Source organism: Paraburkholderia sp. J8-2 (assembly GCF_905220195.1).
Taxonomy (GTDB): domain Bacteria; phylum Pseudomonadota; class Gammaproteobacteria; order Burkholderiales; family Burkholderiaceae; genus Paraburkholderia.
On sequence record NZ_CAJMZA010000008.1, the window covers coordinates 97,556 to 112,748 of the forward strand.

Annotated in this window: 14 protein-coding genes; 7 read left to right on the forward strand and 7 right to left on the reverse strand. The window is 66.2% G+C overall.

Annotated elements, in window-relative coordinates; genetic code table 11:
• The first annotated feature begins 36 nt into the window (after positions 1–36).
• Positions 37–882 (forward strand): GNAT family N-acetyltransferase, encoded by an 846-nt coding sequence (locus U5A52_RS19620; protein ID WP_321935884.1) that lies wholly within the window; start codon positions 37–39, stop codon positions 880–882.
• Between the two features lie 5 nt (positions 883–887).
• Here U5A52_RS19620 and U5A52_RS19625 read toward each other — a convergent pair whose 3' ends face one another.
• From U5A52_RS19625 to U5A52_RS19645, 5 genes are all read right to left on the reverse strand, one after another.
• Positions 888–2,000, reverse strand: coding sequence for a lipocalin-like domain-containing protein (locus U5A52_RS19625; protein WP_321935886.1), 1,113 nt, complete (start codon positions 1,998–2,000; stop codon positions 888–890).
• Positions 2,001–2,004: 4 nt separating this feature from the next.
• The gene (locus tag U5A52_RS19630) at positions 2,005–4,563 is read right to left on the reverse strand and encodes an FtsX-like permease family protein (RefSeq protein ID WP_321935887.1); all 2,559 of its coding nucleotides are present in this window, start codon (positions 4,561–4,563) and stop codon (positions 2,005–2,007) included.
• A 78-nt stretch (positions 4,564–4,641) separates the two neighbouring features.
• A complete protein-coding gene (locus U5A52_RS19635; protein ID WP_321911021.1) occupies positions 4,642–5,328 on the reverse strand; it encodes an ABC transporter ATP-binding protein in 687 nt (228 codons plus the stop codon).
• Positions 5,329–5,347: 19 nt separating this feature from the next.
• Positions 5,348–5,824, reverse strand: a complete 477-nt coding sequence (locus tag U5A52_RS19640) for a ferritin-like domain-containing protein (RefSeq protein ID WP_321911023.1) — start codon at positions 5,822–5,824, stop codon at positions 5,348–5,350.
• A gap of 123 nt (positions 5,825–5,947) precedes the next feature.
• Entirely contained in the window at positions 5,948–6,475 is a 528-nt protein-coding gene (locus U5A52_RS19645) for an SRPBCC family protein (RefSeq protein WP_321935888.1), read from the reverse strand.
• Between the two features lie 104 nt (positions 6,476–6,579).
• Here U5A52_RS19645 and U5A52_RS19650 point away from each other — a divergent pair, with 104 nt between their 5' ends.
• Together U5A52_RS19650 and U5A52_RS19655 are read left to right on the forward strand one after the other, a co-directional pair.
• A complete protein-coding gene (locus tag U5A52_RS19650) occupies positions 6,580–7,176 on the forward strand; it encodes a sigma-E factor regulatory protein RseB domain-containing protein (RefSeq protein WP_321935889.1) in 597 nt (198 codons plus the stop codon).
• Positions 7,177–7,444: 268 nt separating this feature from the next.
• Positions 7,445–8,509 carry a hypothetical protein gene (locus tag U5A52_RS19655; RefSeq protein WP_321935890.1) on the forward strand — a complete coding sequence of 355 codons (1,065 nt, stop codon included), beginning with the start codon at positions 7,445–7,447 and terminating at the stop codon, positions 8,507–8,509.
• 14 nt (positions 8,510–8,523) lie between these two features.
• On the opposite strand, the gene U5A52_RS19660 is transcribed toward U5A52_RS19655, so the two are convergent.
• Positions 8,524–9,468 (reverse strand): LysR family transcriptional regulator, encoded by a 945-nt coding sequence (locus tag U5A52_RS19660; RefSeq protein ID WP_321911031.1) that lies wholly within the window; start codon positions 9,466–9,468, stop codon positions 8,524–8,526.
• A 127-nt stretch (positions 9,469–9,595) separates the two neighbouring features.
• Between U5A52_RS19660 and U5A52_RS19665 the strand changes: the two genes are divergently transcribed.
• Both U5A52_RS19665 and U5A52_RS19670 read left to right on the forward strand, forming a co-directional pair.
• Positions 9,596–10,237: a glutathione S-transferase gene (locus tag U5A52_RS19665; RefSeq protein ID WP_321935891.1), complete on the forward strand. Its 642-nt coding sequence runs from the start codon at positions 9,596–9,598 to the stop codon at positions 10,235–10,237.
• Positions 10,238–10,270: 33 nt separating this feature from the next.
• On the forward strand, positions 10,271–12,298 hold the full coding sequence (locus U5A52_RS19670; protein ID WP_321935892.1) for a pyridoxamine 5'-phosphate oxidase family protein: 2,028 nt from the start codon (positions 10,271–10,273) through the stop codon (positions 12,296–12,298).
• 10 nt (positions 12,299–12,308) lie between these two features.
• On the opposite strand, the gene U5A52_RS19675 is transcribed toward U5A52_RS19670, so the two are convergent.
• Positions 12,309–12,965, reverse strand: a complete 657-nt coding sequence (locus U5A52_RS19675) for a glutathione S-transferase family protein (protein ID WP_321935893.1) — start codon at positions 12,963–12,965, stop codon at positions 12,309–12,311.
• A gap of 174 nt (positions 12,966–13,139) precedes the next feature.
• On the opposite strand from U5A52_RS19675, the gene U5A52_RS19680 reads away from it, so the two are divergent.
• Together U5A52_RS19680 and U5A52_RS19685 are read left to right on the forward strand one after the other, a co-directional pair.
• A complete protein-coding gene (locus tag U5A52_RS19680; RefSeq protein WP_321935894.1) occupies positions 13,140–14,156 on the forward strand; it encodes a LysR family transcriptional regulator in 1,017 nt (338 codons plus the stop codon).
• 268 nt (positions 14,157–14,424) lie between these two features.
• A complete protein-coding gene (locus tag U5A52_RS19685; protein ID WP_321935895.1) occupies positions 14,425–15,186 on the forward strand; it encodes an SDR family oxidoreductase in 762 nt (253 codons plus the stop codon).
• Positions 15,187–15,193: the final 7 nt, after the last annotated feature.

Below are 15,193 nucleotides of genomic sequence, written 5' to 3' on the forward strand. Positions count from 1 at the left end.
CCGACCACTGCTGCAAGAACTGCGTGCTCCAGTCTCATGGACCAAACCAACGACTTCATCGTGCGCACCATGTCGGCCGACGAGGTGGCCATGTCGGTGGAATGGGCCGCCGCAGAGGGATGGAACCCCGGCTGGCACGACCCGCACTCTTTTCGGGTAGCCGACCCGAATGGTTTCTTCGTCGGCCTTTGGCACGGCGAGCCGGTCGCCTGTATTTCCGCCGTCGCCTATGACGACAGCTTTGGCTTCATCGGCCTTTACATCGTGAAACCCGGTTTTCGCGGCAAAGGCTTCGGCCTGCGGACCTGGCAGCATGGCATGCGTTACCTGGGAGACCGCAACATCGGCCTCGACGGCGTCGTTGCCCAGCAGGCGAACTACCGGAAGTCCGGGTTCCAGCTCGCGTACCGCAACATCCGCTATCAGGGCCTCGTGAGCGGCATCGGTTGCGCGCATGTGGCGGCGGTGGCCGACGTGCCGTTCGCGCAGTTGCTTGCCTACGATCGCTCCTGTTTTCCCGCGCAGCGTGAGCGCTTCCTCTCGGCCTGGATCGCGCAGCCGGATGCCGTTGCGCTCGCAACCATCGACGCGGGCCGGGTCGCCGGATACGGCGTCGTGCGCCGCTGCCAGGCGGGCTGCAAGATCGGCCCGCTCTTCGCCGACGATGCTGACGTCGCCACGGGCCTCTTTCGCGCGCTTGCGGCGCGCATGCCCGGCGAGGTCATCGTGCTCGACGTACCGCAGACGAATCCCGTGGCCGTCGCGCTGGCTGAGCGGCACGGCATGGCGAGCGTCTTCGAAACCGCGCGAATGTACACGAAATGCGCGCCCGCGATCGCGATGGATCGCGTGTTCGGGGTGACGTCGTTCGAACTGGGATGAGGCTGCTAAAGCGCAAGCCGCTGGACATAGCCCGTCAGCTCGAGATAGCCGCGTCCGACCGGTTTTGCAGCCGGTTTTGCCGCGCTTGCGCCCACCTCGAAGGCCGTCACGGCGCCCTCCCAATACACCGCGCCGGTCGTCACGCGGCTGTCGAATTCCTGATCGTCCATGAGCGGCACGAGCGTCAAATGCCGGTCCTGCGCATCGACGCGCATCGCCACCGGATACTCCGCGCCGGTATGCGGCGAACGCCACCGGCGCAGCGGCGTGAAACGAATGCTATCGGGCGATAGCGCATGCGTGCTTCCATCGGCGGCGCGCAGCGTGCCGCCTGCCCAGAACTTGCGGCCTGCCTTGTCGCGAATCTGCAAGGCCATCAGCGCGCCGCCGTCGTCGAAATTGATGCCGATCCAATCCCAGCCAACGGCGTCGTCGGCTAGCGGCGCCGACGACCATTCGTGGTCGAGCCACGCCAGCCCGCGCACGGGCTCCCCTTTGCCGCGCGCATCAACACTGCGTTCGAGCACGCCTTCGACCTGCAGCCACGGCTGGCTGTAGTAGTAGCTGGCCTCCTCCGGCAGCGGGCCTTTGCGGCTATAGCCGCCTGCACCGTTGACGAGCACCGGCTGTGCCGGCGCCAACGTAAAGGCGAAGGCGAAGCCGGGCGTGGCCACGTTCAGGCGGTAGCGGCCGTTAGCATTGCGTTCGAGCGACCAGTCGTCGATGTGAACGGCCGTGTCCGTCTCGCTCGCTTCGGCCAGTCCAAAGCCGCGGCGCGCGACACGCTGGTCGTGCTGCAGGCTGGCCGCGCGCGGATCGCTCAGCGCCACGTTGGCGAACAGCAATTGATCCGGCGCGAAGCGGCTCGGGTTCGCCTCGTCGAGCGCGGGGCGCGACCGGAAGAATGTCGCTTCGAAACCCAGCGATGCACCGGCATGCGTTTGCAGCCAGCCCGTCACGTACCACCATTCGTTGCGAAAGCTCGAATGCGCGCCATAGTCGCGCGGGAACACAAGCGGCTGTCCGCTCGTGACCGCCGGATATTGCGGCAGGCTCGCCCGCGCGGCGTTCTCCGTCAGGGCGGCCAGCGGCCAAAAAAGGAACGTGCGCCGTCTCATCGCGTCACCAGTCGTCGCGTACGGCGCGCACCGCGTCCACCGACATTGCCGCGCGCGAACTCAGGAGCGCCGTGAGCGCGGCGGCGAGGACGACCGCCAACGCCAGCGCGGCGAGCAGCCCCCACGGCATGTGCACGCTCATCGTCCAGTGAAACGACTGCGGGTTGACGACATGCACGAGCACCATCGCGAGACCCAGGCCCAGCGTCAGCCCGGCGAGCACGCCGAGCAGCGCCACGAGCGCACCCTCCATCGCGAGCATGACGGCGATCTGGCGGCGCGTCACGCCGATGTGCCGCAGCATGCCGAACTCGCGCGTGCGCGCAAGCGCCTGCGAGCCGAAGCTCGCGCCAACGCCGAACAGTCCGATGATCACCGCCACCGCCTCCAGCAGATACGTCACGGCGAAGCTGCGATCGAAAATCCGTAGGCTCGCCGCGCGAATCTCGCCGGGCTGCGCGAACTCCAGACGCTGCCCGCCGCGTACGCCCTCGCGCAAGCGCGCGATCGCTTGCGCCGGCGCCACGCCCGGGGCGAGCCATAAGGCGGCGTCGCTCACGCGTGTGTCGCCAGTCAGGCGGCGATAGTCGCTTGCGTCGATCACGATGGCGCCGAACTGGCGTGCGTAATCGCGCCAGATGCCGGCCACCGTGAACGGGAGGCGCCGCCCCGCCAGCGGCAGCGTAATGCGCTGGCCCGGGTGCATCCCATACAGATCGGCGGCCGCCTCGCTGATCCACACGGGCGGCGGGTCGCCGGGCTGCGGCGCGAGCGGCGCGCTCGTCAGCGGCAGACGCGCGGCGGGATTGCGCGCATCGATGGGCCGCGCGAGCAGGCTCACAGGCGGCAGGCGAGCGTCGAGCGAGATTTGCGTCGCGCGAAGAAACTCCGCGCGCGCCACGCCTGGCGTGGCCGCGATGGCCGCCTGATCGCCCGGCGAGAGGAATGCGCTGTCGCCGCCGGGCGCAGCGCGCAGGTAAAGCGGCGCGGGCAGCAGCAACTGCAGCCAGTCGTCGACCGCGACGCGAAAGCTCGACACCATGATCGCCATCGCCGTCATCAGGCTGAAGCTCGTGACGATGCCCGCCAGGCCGATCGTCGCGCGGCCGGGGGCATTGGCGAGCTGCGCGAGCACAAGCTGCGGCACGACATGATTCGAGCGCGGCAGCACGGCGAACACCGCACGCGCGACGGCCGGCATCGCGAGCACGCCGCCCAGCAGCAACAACGCGATGGCGAGATAGCCGAACACCGGCAAGCCGGCCACGGGCGGCAACAGCGCCGCCACGAGCCCGGCGGCGAGCGCGAGCAGCGCCGCCATGACGGTGCGCTTCGTGCGCAAGCGTGCGGCCGGTGCTTCCTCGTCGCCCGCCTTCAGCGCCCGCGCGGGCCGCGCCCTCGCCGCTTCGAGCGCCGGCGCGAGACTGCCGAGCACCGATGCGGCCACACCCAGCGCAAAAAATATCGCGGCGGGCAGCGCATCGAAATACAAGCGCGGCTGCACCCCTTCGAAATAGCCGCCGCCCAGATCGCCGCCCGCATAACGGAGCACGGCGGCCGCGAGCGCGAAGCCGATGGCGAGCCCCGCGGCGGCGCCGAGCACGCCGAGGATCGCGCCCTCCGTGACGACGAGCCATAGCACGCCCCGCCGCGTCACGCCGATCGCGCGCAGCAGCGCAAACTGCGCGCGGCGCCGCAGCACGGCGAGCGCCTGCATCGTGAAGACGAGGAATGCGCCCGTGAACAGCGCGACGAGCGCAAGCACGTTGAGATTGGCGCGATAGGCGCGCGAAAGCATCGATGTGCGGTGCGCGTTGTCGCGCGGCGTGACGGCGGAGACACCCGCGGGCAATCGCGGCGCGATCGAACGCGCGAACGCTTCGGCGTCGACGCCCGGCTTGAGCTTGATGTCGATGCGTTCGAGCGTGCCGAGCCGCTGCAAACGCCATTGCGCGGCGCCGATGTCCATCACGCCGACGCGCACCGCATCGCCCGACGCAGGCAACACGCCCGCAATGCGCAGCGCGACCGAAGCGAGCCCGACTTGCACCGTGAGTGTGTCGCCGGGCTTGAGCGCGAGCCAGGTCAGCGCGGCGGGCGAGAGAAACACCGTGTCGGGGTCGAGCAAATCGAGGGTGCTCGCCTTCGCGCCATTCGCCTGACTGGCGCGATCCGCTCGATCCACGCGCCCGACGAGATTCGGCGTGACGTAGCCTGCGCGAAAGACATCGACGCCCAGCAGCTTCAACGACTCGTCGCGTCCCGCGACGCGCGCGTCGACCTCGACCACGGGGCTGGCCGCCGCGACCTCGGGCAAACGCGCGATACGCGCATATAGCGCCTCATCGAAGCCCGCGCGCGGGCCGCGCAGTTCGAGATCGGCGTTGCCCATCAGCGAGTTGACCGTGGCCGACAACTCGTTGAGCGCCGCGCGATTGATCAACTGCACGGCGTAGCCCATCGCGACGCCCGCGGCGATCGCGAGAATGCCGATCAACGTGCGCAGCGGATGCGCGCGCATTTCCCCGCCGATGAGCGCCGCACCGACTCCGCCAGCGGGCATGCCATGGCCTGGGCAGCGCGATGCACGCGCTGCGTCGGAGTCGCGCGACGCGCGCTCGGCGCCGAGCCAGCGCATCGCCTACGTGCCGCCTGCGCGCGGCGTGTACGGCTCGAGCCCGTCGGGCGTGAGCCGCAGCACGCGGTCGGCGGCAGCCGCCACGGCGGCCGAATGCGTCGCGAGCAGCACGCCTGCGCCGTTCTGTTGCGCCAGATCGCGCAGCAGCGCGAGCACGCGCATCGCCGTGTCGTGATCGAGATTGCCGGTGGGCTCGTCGGCCAGCACGAGCCGCGGCTGATGCACGAGCGCACGTGCGATCGCCACGCGCTGCAATTCGCCGCCCGACAACTCGCGCGGCAACGCATGCTCGCGCCCGCCGAGCCCAACCGCCTGCAGCACGAGTGACACGCGCGCCGGCACGTCTTTCGCGCGCGAGCCGTTCAGCAACAGCGGCAGCGCGATGTTCTGCGCCGCCGAGAGATTCGGCAGCACATGAAACGCCTGGAACACGAAACCCATTTTCTGGCGGCGCTGCAGGGTCGCAGCGTCGTCGTCGAGCGTGGCGAGGTCGTTGCCGTCGAAGACGATGTGCCCCGCATCCGGCCGGTCGAGTCCGGCCGCGAGATTGAGCAGCGTCGATTTGCCCGCGCCCGATTCGCCCATGATCGCGACGCACTCTCCCGAGCCCAGTTCGAGATTCACGCCGCGCAGCACGTTGCGCGGCGTGGTGCCGTCGTAGTGCTTCGACACATTGGCGAGCGTCAGCATAGCGGCCCGGCTAGCGCGCCTATTCGGCGAGCCCCATGCCGTGCTGCGGCGAGGTCGTGGTCGAGCCGGGACGGCGCAGCATCTTGTCGACCTCGCCCGCGTGCAGCTCCTCGACCTGGATCATCTGGCGCGCGTACTCTTCGAGCGCAACCGAGCGGTCCGCCACGAGCGAGAGCAGCTCGCGGTACAGACCGAGCGCGATCTGTTCGGCTTCGAGCGATTCGCGCAGGATGGAGCCGATATCGAACGTATGGGAATCGAGCAGCGGACCGATTTCGAGCGACGGATACGCGCCGAGCGTCGTGATCCATTCGCCGGCCTGCTGCGCATGCAGGAGCGATTCGTCGGCCTGCTGCCGCAGCCAGGAGACGATCGGAATGCGGCCGAATCCGAACACCAGGAACGAATAGTGCGTGTACCGCACCACGCCCGCCAGCTCGGATTCGAGGATCTTGTTCAGCACGGCGACGACCGGCTCCTTTTCGATCTCAGTCATGTTGCCTCCCATGCAAGGCAAGTAAGCGGTGGGGGTGGTTCATCACGCCTCCTTCTCGCAGAAATCGGGCGGAAAAGCACGTGCAATCGTGTACAAGCGCGCCAACGGGTTCGATTGTTGCACTTATCGCGGCTTGGTGCTGCGCCTGGTGCCACGCCTGGCGTCACGTTCGGCGCGGCAATCGACAAGTCGCGCCTCGAGCAGGTGCGCCAGTGCGCGCCCTCCTTCGCGCATGATCGAATCGTGATTCCAGCGGAATACCAGCCGCGCGAGCGGCGCGAACGCGACCGCGCTCATCCACGCACTGGCCGTCCTGACCTGCCAGTCGTAGCGCACCATCGTGCGGTTGCCGTCGGCTGCGAAATGCCAGCGCCCCACGCCCTCCAGCGCGCCGCTGGCTTCACCCTCGAGCGCCACGAGCGGCGTAACGCGCGTCACACGCACGTCGATGATCACGCGATAGGGCAACGCGCCCTTCCAGGTGTAGCGATGCACCGCGCCGAGACCGTCTGTCCCGCCCGCCTGCAACTCGCGCACCGCTTCGACACTCTTCCACCACTTCGGCCAGGTCATCGAATCGTGGATCGCGTCCCAAACCGGCTGCAGCGGCGCCTCGATGCACCACAAGGTGGTCAGACGGAATTCCGCCATCGTTCGCTTCCTCCTGGTTTGCAATACGGCCAGGTCTGCATTGCGGGGGGCGAAGCCGTGCTCCAGAATGACGCATCATCCACGTTGGAGTATAGGAGGCGGCGATGGCGCTCCCAGACCGCGATTACGTGGCCGTCGCGCAGGCACGCTTCGATGCGCTCGCAAACTATCAGGTCACGCTGAAATCGACATCGGCGCGGGCGGAAACGGTCGAGGTACTTTATGGTTACCGCAAGCCGGGTTTCGTTCGGATGGACTTCATCCGGCCGCATGCGGGCGCGACACTCACCTTCAGCCCTGAATCGGGCAAGGTCAAGCTCTGGCCGTTCGGCATCGACACGTTTCCGCGGCTCACGCTGAGCCCCGACAATCACATGATCCAGAGCCCGCAGGGGCATCGCGTGGACGAGTCCGATATCGGCGCCCTGCTCGCCAATGTCCGTGCGCTCCAACAGCATGGCGACACACAAAACGTCGGCGCTGAGACGATCGGCGCGCGCGAGGCGGCGCATGTGATCGTGGCGTGCCGGCCAGGATACCGGGCGAGCGGCGTGTTCCGCTATGAATTGTGGTTCGATACGAGCCATGGGCTGCCCATCAAGGTCGTGAGCGAAGGCGAGTCGCGCGAACCGATCGAAACGGTGCTGATGGAGAACCTGCGCATCGATGTGCCGGATGCGCAGCTCAGGCCATTTGCCTAGGCGCGCGAGCGGCGAATGGCATTGGGCAAGCCAGCTGAATCCTCAGCTTAATCCCTGCGCAAACACGCCAGCCAGGAATGCCTCAACCTGTTAGGATGCCAAAGAACCGGCGAACCCATGCGGGCACGACAATTAAGCTATCGCCGGAAAACAGACGTCTCATCCCCAATCGTTGCTAACGCAGTTAAAGGCGAATCCGTCGACGGAATCGACCGCGGGCGCCCCGCCCGCGTAGTCATCTCCGCTGCCTGGATCGAAGGGACATGGCATGTTCAGAAACCTTGTTGATTTCGCGAGGCAGGTGCGGCGCAGCGAAGACTTTAAAAATGCGCTCAATACGCCAGGCCGCCTTGCCCTCCATGCCAAGCAACGCCTTAATCGCGGCCACTTCGTTATCGAGATCCGGGCGAGTTCGGGCTTCTTTTCCGTCATGCAGATTGTCCTGTGTATCCTCCTGTACTGCGACGAAAAGCGTCTGACGCCCGTCATTTCCGCGCGTGGCGGCAGTTATGGCGACCCGCAAGGCAAAATCGACTGGCTAGCCGAATGCTTTGAAAACCTCGCACTGCCTGCCATGCCGCAAGCGCAGCGCTCTGGTTTGCGAACGTCGGTCGTGCGCGATCTCGGCGATCTGGGTTTTCGCCGTTACGAAGCCGGCCTCGGGCTGCAGCGGGCGAGCACACTATTCCTCTCGAACTACCGGCCAAGCGAGTCGATCCGGGAGGAAGTCGCGCGCATCAGCGAACGGCTCGATATCGGTGCATCGACACTGGGCGTCCACTTTCGCGGCACGGATAAAAAGTTCGAAGCCCATACGATCGAATGGAGTGCGTTTTGCCATAAGGTCGAGAAAACGCTTGCGGAAGATCGCCATCTCACCCGCATCTTCGTCTCCAGCGACGAGCAGGCGTTTCTTGACTTCTTCCTGAAGTGGGGCTTCGCGGTGCCCGTGAACGTCGCGCCTGCCGCGCTTCTCGCGAGCGGTGAAAAACCCGTGCACTTCAGCGGTCATCCCGGACTCGCCATCGCCCGCGAAGCCCTGGTCACGAGCCTGCTTCTGGCCAATTGCGGGCATTTGATCAAGACGCCCTCCTATTTGTCGGCGTGGTCCAAAATCTTCAATCCTGCGCTGCGGGTCAGGCTTGCCGTGGCACCGCGCGAGAACGCATTCTGGTTTCCCGATAGCCAGATCTGGAGCGAGCAGCACGGGCGCGAAAGTGAAAGCGGCCTAGTCAATCCGGAAATCGAAATCGCGCCGTTCGAGTCGCCTTTCACGGGAACAACCGGGACGGCTGCAAACACGGGGACCTTACCCCGACCCTTCGACGCTTGAAGGCACAGTATTTCTCACGCCGCGCTTTTCGCCACTCTCGCCTTCAACGCCTCGATCACCGCCCGCACCTTGCCCGACGGATAGCTCGTCGGCGCAAACACGGCCTGCACGTTTGAAGGCACGCCGGACCATTCGGGCAGCAACCGCACGAGGGTGCCGGACGCCACATCGGCGCGCGTCGAGAAGTCGGTCAGCGCGGCAAAGCCACCGCCCGCGAGCACCGCAGCGCGAGCTGAGGTGGCCGTGTTCACGCTCATGGCGTTCACGCAGCGCACGCGGCGCACGGCCTTGTCGCGGGTGACGCGGCCCGCGGCGAGCCGCCCGGCGTCGCGCGTCAACTCGAGCGTCGACGGATGCCGCAGCACCGTCATCGCGATATGCGGCAAGGACGCCAGCGCCTTCAGCGAACCCGGCATGCCGTGCCGCGCGACGAACGCGGGGCTCGCGACCAGCCAGCGCACGTAGCTGCCGAGTTTCACCGAACGGTAGTTCGAGTCCGGCAAATTGCCCAGCCGCACCGCCAGATCGATGCCCTCGCCGATCAGATCGACATAGTGGTCGGCACAGACCAGTTCGATTTCGAGTTCCGGATACGCGCCGCGTAAATCGACGAGCGCGGGCGCCACGACCTGTGCGCCGTAGTCGACAGGCGCGCTGACCCGCAGCGTGCCACGCGCGGGCGATGCCTCGCCCGACGCCGCCGAAAGGGCCTCTTCCGTCATCTGCAGGATGCGGCAGCTGGCGTCGTAAAACGCGCGGCCCGCGTCGGTCACGGAAAGTCGCCGCGTGGTGCGCGCGATCAGGCTCGCACCAATCTCGCGTTCGAGCCGCTGCATATGCGCGCTGACCATCGTCTTGGCAATGCCAAGCCGCTCGGCCGCCGCCGTCAGCGACCCCGCTTCGACCACGGCGACGAACACCGCCAGCCGGTTCAGATTGACGTCGCGCACATCGGTCATCGGCGATTGTCCACTTTCGATAGAAAATGATTACAAGCTTAGCAGTCTTCTCGCGCACGCAGTCATTGCCTAATCTGCAAACTCCCTGCCGCTTCTTTCCGAAGCGCTTTCGTTATGGAGAATGCCGATGCCTGCTGCCCGTCCCGCCACGCCGATCCGCCTGTACACCACGCTGCTTTCCGGTCACGGGCACCGCGTGCGGCTGTTCCTCTCCCTGCTCGATCTGCCGTTCGAGATCGTGCCGGTGGATCTCGCCGCAGGCGAGCATCGCCAGAGCGCGTATCTGGAGCTCAATCCATTCGGCCAGGTGCCGACCATCGTCGACGGTGACACGGTGCTGTTCGATTCGAACGCGATTCTCGTGTATCTGGCCAAGCGCTATGGCGATCCGTCGTGGCTGCCGGACGACGCACTCGGCGCGGCAAACGTGCAACGCTGGCTGTCGCTTGCCGCCGGCCCGATCGCATACGGCCCGTGCGCCGCGCGTCTCGTCCATGTGTTCAAGCGCGATCTCGATCTGGCGCGCGCACAGGAAACCGCTGCGACGCTGCTCCCGCTGCTCGATGCCGAACTCGCGCACAAGCCATTCGCGGCAGGCAGCCACGTAACGATCGCCGATATCGCCGCGCATACCTACATCGCGCATGCGCCTGAAGGCGGCGTGTCGCTCGAGCCGTATGCGCATCTGCGTGCATGGCTCGAACGCGTCGCCGCGTTGCCGGGCTTCGTGCCAATGCCATCGACGCAAGCAGGCCTGCTAGCGGCCTGAACCGAACGCGCGCGTCGCCAACCCGAGACCGTCATGAATGCACTGCCTGAACTGAACCCCTATCACGCGATCGGCCCGTTTCACGACGGCGAACGTGAGGCGCAATCGCGGGCGGGCGTCGCCGACATCGCGCTCGCGTACGGCTCGCGCGGTATTCGCGACCAGATGCCGGACCAGCATCGTGCGTTCTTCGCGATGCTGCCGTTCATGGTGTTCGGCGGCGTCGATGCAAACAGTCAGCCCTGGGCGACGATGCGCGCGAACACGGCGGGCTTCGTATCGACGCCGGACAGCCGCACGCTGCGCATCGACGGCGGCGCGTTGCCGGGCGACCCGCTCGCGGGAAGCTGGGTGCCGGGCGCGCGAATCGGCGGGCTCGGCATCCAGCCGCACACACGGCGGCGCAACCGCGTGAATGGCGTGATCGAAGCGGTAGACGGCGACGTGGTCACGCTCGCGGTCAAGCAAAGCTTCGGCAACTGCCCGAAGTACATCAACGGCCGCGAGCCGACGTTCGTCGGCAACGTGCCGCCGAACGCGTCGGTCGAACACGCGGATTCACTCTCGGAAGACGACCGCGCCCTGATTGCCCGCGCCGACGCATTTTTTATCGCGAGCGCCAATCTCGACGATGCAGCCGCAGCCGGGCGCGGCGTGGATGTCTCGCATCGCGGCGGCGCGCCCGGCTTCGTGCGGATCGACGACGCGCGCACGCTGACCGCGCCCGACTTCAGCGGCAACAATTTTTTCAACACGATCGGCAACCTGCTGCGCGAGCCGCGCGCGGGGCTGCTGTTCGTCGACTTCGAGCGCGGCGATCTGCTCTATCTCGCCGTGCGCGCCGAGGTGATCTGGGACGGCCCGGAGGTCGCGCAATTCCCGATGGCGCAGCGGCTGGTTCGCTTTCATCTGCACGAGGTGCGGCGCGTGCGAGGCGCGTTGCCACTGCGCTGGTCGGCGGTCGACTATGCGCCGCAGTTCGAGCAGGTGTTAGCCGCTGCGCCGAAAAAAACCGACGCACCCTCATGGCGCACGCTGCGCGTGGCCGACGTGCACGACGAATCCCCAACGATCCGTTCGTTCTCCCTGGAACCGGTGGACAGTCAACCGCTCGCACCATTCGAAGCCGGCCAATACCTTCCGCTGCGCATCGCCGCGCCTGGATCGGACAAGCCGTTCATGCGCACATATACGCTCTCTGCGGCGCACGATGCCGCGCGTCCGGCGCGCTACCGGATCAGCGTGAAGCGCGACGGCGCGGCGTCGCGCTGGCTGCATGAACACGCGCGCATCGGCTCGCTGATCGACACGCTGGCGCCACGCGGGTCGTTCAAGCTCGATGCAAGCAGCCCGCGCGCGATCGTGCTGGCCGCAGCGGGCATCGGCATCACGCCGATGCTGGCCATGCTCGACGCGGCGCTCGCGCTCGAACCGCAACGCCGTATCCATGTGTTCCACGGTACGCGCGGTGAGCACGAAAGACCGTTCGCCGCGGTACTGCGCGAGATCGAACGTGCGCATCCGAACGTGTCGGTGCATCTGTACGACAGCGCCGCGCAGCACGACGCGCCCGATGGCGAGAGGCTCGCGGGCCGCGTGAACGTGAATGCCTTGCGCCGCTTCCTGCCGTTCGACGACTACGACTTCTATCTGTGCGGCCCCGAAGCATTCATGCGCGACTTGTACGATGGGTTGCGCGCGCTGAATATTGCCGACGAGCGCATCCGGTTCGAGGCATTCGGTCCGTCGAGCATGAAGCGGACGTCGCCTGAGCAACCTCCCGTTGCGGGAGACGCGACGAAAGGCGGTCCGGTGACATTTGCCCGCACAGGGAAAAAGGTGCATTGGGAGCCGCAGCAGGGTTCGCTGCTCGATGCAGCCGAGCGCTGCGGCACGAACGCGGCGTCCAACTGCCGCTCCGGCATGTGCGGAACCTGCGCCGCGCGCGTGCTGGAAGGCGGCGTGGAATACGACGAGGCGCCGGAATTCGACGTCGAGCCAGGCTACGCGCTGATCTGCGTCGGGCATCCGGCGGCGGGCGGCGTGACGCTGGATCTCTAACCGCTGTTCGCTACACGCCGTGATTTGCGTCAATGAGACCCGAGGCCTGCAGTTCCTCCAGGTCGGGGAGCGTCGAGGAAAACGCCGTGTATTGCATCGCTTGCTGCGTGAGCGCGGCTAGTTGCGGGAACGATTCGCTGTGGAATAGCCGCGGCAAGACCACCGAGGCACTTTGGAACGCCACGACTGCCATGATGTCGGCCTGCGAGATGCGCGAACCGAGCAGCCATGGGTCCGCATGCGCGGCTTCCAGCACGCGCAAGCCGCTCTGCAGCTGTTCCCGAAAGCCGGCCTGCAGATGCGCCAGCCGGTGAGCCTCGGGACGCAGCATCAGCTCGTCGCAATAGCGGGCCACCTTGTCGTAGCAAGCGCAACCGTAGCCGACGAGCTGCATCGCGTGCACGCGCTCCGGGCCGCTCGCCGGCATCAAGCGCTGGTCGGCCGGCACGATGCTGTCCAGATAGTCGACGATCGCGTGGCTGTCGATGAGCACCTGGCCGTCGTCCAGCTGCAGTGCGGGCACGCGCACCATCGGATTGAACACCCTCACGCGTTCCGGTTCCCGATAGGCGTGATGAGCCAGATGTTCGAACGGAATCTGCAGCAGGTTTAGCGTGATCCCCACCCGCCGCGTGTAGCCGGATATCCACGGGCCCACCAGTTTCATCGGCAATCTCCAGCGGTGCGCGTTGGACAGCGCAGAAAGCCGAGTTTAGCGGCTTTGCACGGGAGACGCCGTTGCCGCGGAGGAGCCGCGGCGGGCCCGTGGCACCGTCGGCAGCGGCAGTTTAGACTTCGCGCTGGGCGTGCTGGCCTCGCCCGGATCCGACGAGGTGAGGACATGGATATCGTGGTAGCCATGAAAGTATTCGCGCGAGTGGTGGAGACCAATAGCTTCACGCGCGCGGCGGAGACGCTGGACATGCCCCGCGCGCGCGTGACAGTGATCGTCCAAAGCCTCGAAGCGCACCTCAAAACACGCCTGCTGCAACGCACAACCCGCAGTATCAACCTGACGCCAGACGGTGCGGCCTGCTACGAGCGTTGTGTGCGCGTGCTTGCGGACATCGACGATATCGAAAGCTCCTTCCTCGGCAAGCAGCGTTCCCCGCGCGGCAAGCTGCGTGTGGACATGCCCGGCGCGCTCGGCCGCCTCATCGTCATGCCCGCGCTGGGCGATTTTCACGAGCGGTATCCGGAAATCGACCTGATGCTCGGCTTGGGCGACAAACCGCTCGATCTCGTCCAGGAAGGCATCGATTGCGTGGTGCGCATTGGCACCCTGCAGGATTCGTCGCTCGTCGCGCGTCGTGTCGGTGTGTATCAGGCCGTCACGGTTGCCAGCCCGGCGTATCTCGACAAGGCAGGCACCCCGCAAACCCTGGCCGAGCTGGCCAGTCACTGCGCGGTGAATTACTACTGGCCCCGCACCGGCCGCATCATGCCTCTCACGTTCGAAGCCGATGGCGGCGAACTGACCGAGGTGAAAATGTCGGGCTCGATCGCCGTGAACGACGCCGAGGCGTATCTGGGCGGCGCGCTAAGCGGGCTCGGGATCGCTCAGGGCGCGCGCTTCATCGCGCTGCCCTACCTCGAATCGGGCGCATTGGTCGAAATCCTTTCGCCATGGAAGCCGCCGACGCTGCCCATTTCCGCTGTTTATCCGCACAGCCGCCATCTCTCCGCCACCGTGCGCGCGTTTATCGACTGGATCGCCGAGCTGTTCCGCACGAACCCGTTGATGTCCAGCACCCCGGAAGCCGAAGCGCGGTGCCGCCCGACGAGCGTCGACGCCCAGGACGCCCGGGATGCCGTTGGCGCCAACCTTACTGGGGACGAAACGCTGCCCCTTGGGTAGCGCGAAAATAATCAGGCGCAACCACTGCGCATTGTTCTCCCTTCCGATAACACTGTTGAACCGAACGCGAGATTTATCGGGCCGGCGTTAGCCACCACAATCGGATCATGGTTCGTTTGGCGAGTGACCTCCGCACCGGTCTGCTGACGCAACGCCGGCGCAGCGCCAATACGGCGCGCACAGGTGTCGCGGCATTTTTTTGCGTGGGGCTCGGTTAAATTTAATTCGCCATCCTAACGTTTAACTCGTTGCAATCAGGAGCACAATCATGAAACTCAGCGGCAATACCGTATTCATCACGGGCGGCACCTCGGGCATCGGGCGCGCACTGGCAGAAGCCCTCCATCGCCGTGGCAACAAGGTCATCGTCGCGGGGCGGCGCAAGTCTCTGCTCGACGAGATCGCGAGGCTCAATCCCGGCATCGATACCGTCGAACTCGATATCGGCAACGCCACGCAGATTCGCGAAGTCGCCACGCAATTGATCGCGCGTTATCCGTCGCTGAATGTCGTGATCAACAACGCCGGCATCATGCCATTCGACGACGCCGGCGGCGCAATCGACGACGCACAGGCCGTGCGGCTCGTGAACACCAACCTGCTCGGGCCCGTACGCGTCAGCGCCGCGTTCGTCGAGCATCTGAAGCGACAGTCCGGGTCGTACATCATCAACAACAGTTCCGTGCTCGCGTATGTGCCGCTCGCGGCCACAGCGCTGTACTCCGCGACCAAGGCAGCGATTCACTCGTACACGCTTTCTCAGCGCTTCGCACTGCGCGATACGAGCGTGAAGGTGCTCGAGATCGCGCCGCCCTGGGTCGATACGGACCTCGTTCACAAGAGCGGCGACCCGCGCGCCATGCCGCTCGACGCCTTCATCGCCGAAACGCTGAAGCTGCTGGAAACCGCGACGACGGAGGTCGTGGTCGATGCGGCGAAGCCGATGCGCGACAACGCCGGACCCAACGAACACGCTTTCGTCGAACAGTTCAACCAGTTCGTCGTCGATAACCCGATTCCCGTTGAATGAGAGGCGC

Excerpts from the sequence above, each read along its gene's own strand:
- U5A52_RS19660 (WP_321911031.1), bottom strand. The coding sequence starts at position 9,468 with ATGACCGATGTGCGCGACGTCAATCTGAACCGGCTGGCGGTGTTCGTC.
- U5A52_RS19665 (WP_321935891.1), top strand. The coding sequence starts at position 9,596 with ATGCCTGCTGCCCGTCCCGCCACGCCGATCCGCCTGTACACCACGCTG.
- U5A52_RS19640 (WP_321911023.1), bottom strand. The coding sequence starts at position 5,824 with ATGACTGAGATCGAAAAGGAGCCGGTCGTCGCCGTGCTGAACAAGATC.
- U5A52_RS19685 (WP_321935895.1), top strand. The coding sequence starts at position 14,425 with ATGAAACTCAGCGGCAATACCGTATTCATCACGGGCGGCACCTCGGGC.
- U5A52_RS19650 (WP_321935889.1), top strand. The coding sequence starts at position 6,580 with ATGGCGCTCCCAGACCGCGATTACGTGGCCGTCGCGCAGGCACGCTTC.
- U5A52_RS19630 (WP_321935887.1), bottom strand. The coding sequence starts at position 4,563 with ATGCCCGCTGGCGGAGTCGGTGCGGCGCTCATCGGCGGGGAAATGCGC.
- U5A52_RS19670 (WP_321935892.1), top strand. The coding sequence starts at position 10,271 with ATGAATGCACTGCCTGAACTGAACCCCTATCACGCGATCGGCCCGTTT.
- U5A52_RS19655 (WP_321935890.1), top strand. The coding sequence starts at position 7,445 with ATGTTCAGAAACCTTGTTGATTTCGCGAGGCAGGTGCGGCGCAGCGAA.
- U5A52_RS19680 (WP_321935894.1), top strand. The coding sequence starts at position 13,140 with ATGGATATCGTGGTAGCCATGAAAGTATTCGCGCGAGTGGTGGAGACC.
- U5A52_RS19645 (WP_321935888.1), bottom strand. The coding sequence starts at position 6,475 with ATGGCGGAATTCCGTCTGACCACCTTGTGGTGCATCGAGGCGCCGCTG.
- U5A52_RS19675 (WP_321935893.1), bottom strand. The coding sequence starts at position 12,965 with ATGAAACTGGTGGGCCCGTGGATATCCGGCTACACGCGGCGGGTGGGG.
- U5A52_RS19620 (WP_321935884.1), top strand. The coding sequence starts at position 37 with ATGGACCAAACCAACGACTTCATCGTGCGCACCATGTCGGCCGACGAG.
- U5A52_RS19625 (WP_321935886.1), bottom strand. The coding sequence starts at position 2,000 with ATGAGACGGCGCACGTTCCTTTTTTGGCCGCTGGCCGCCCTGACGGAG.
- U5A52_RS19635 (WP_321911021.1), bottom strand. The coding sequence starts at position 5,328 with ATGCTGACGCTCGCCAATGTGTCGAAGCACTACGACGGCACCACGCCG.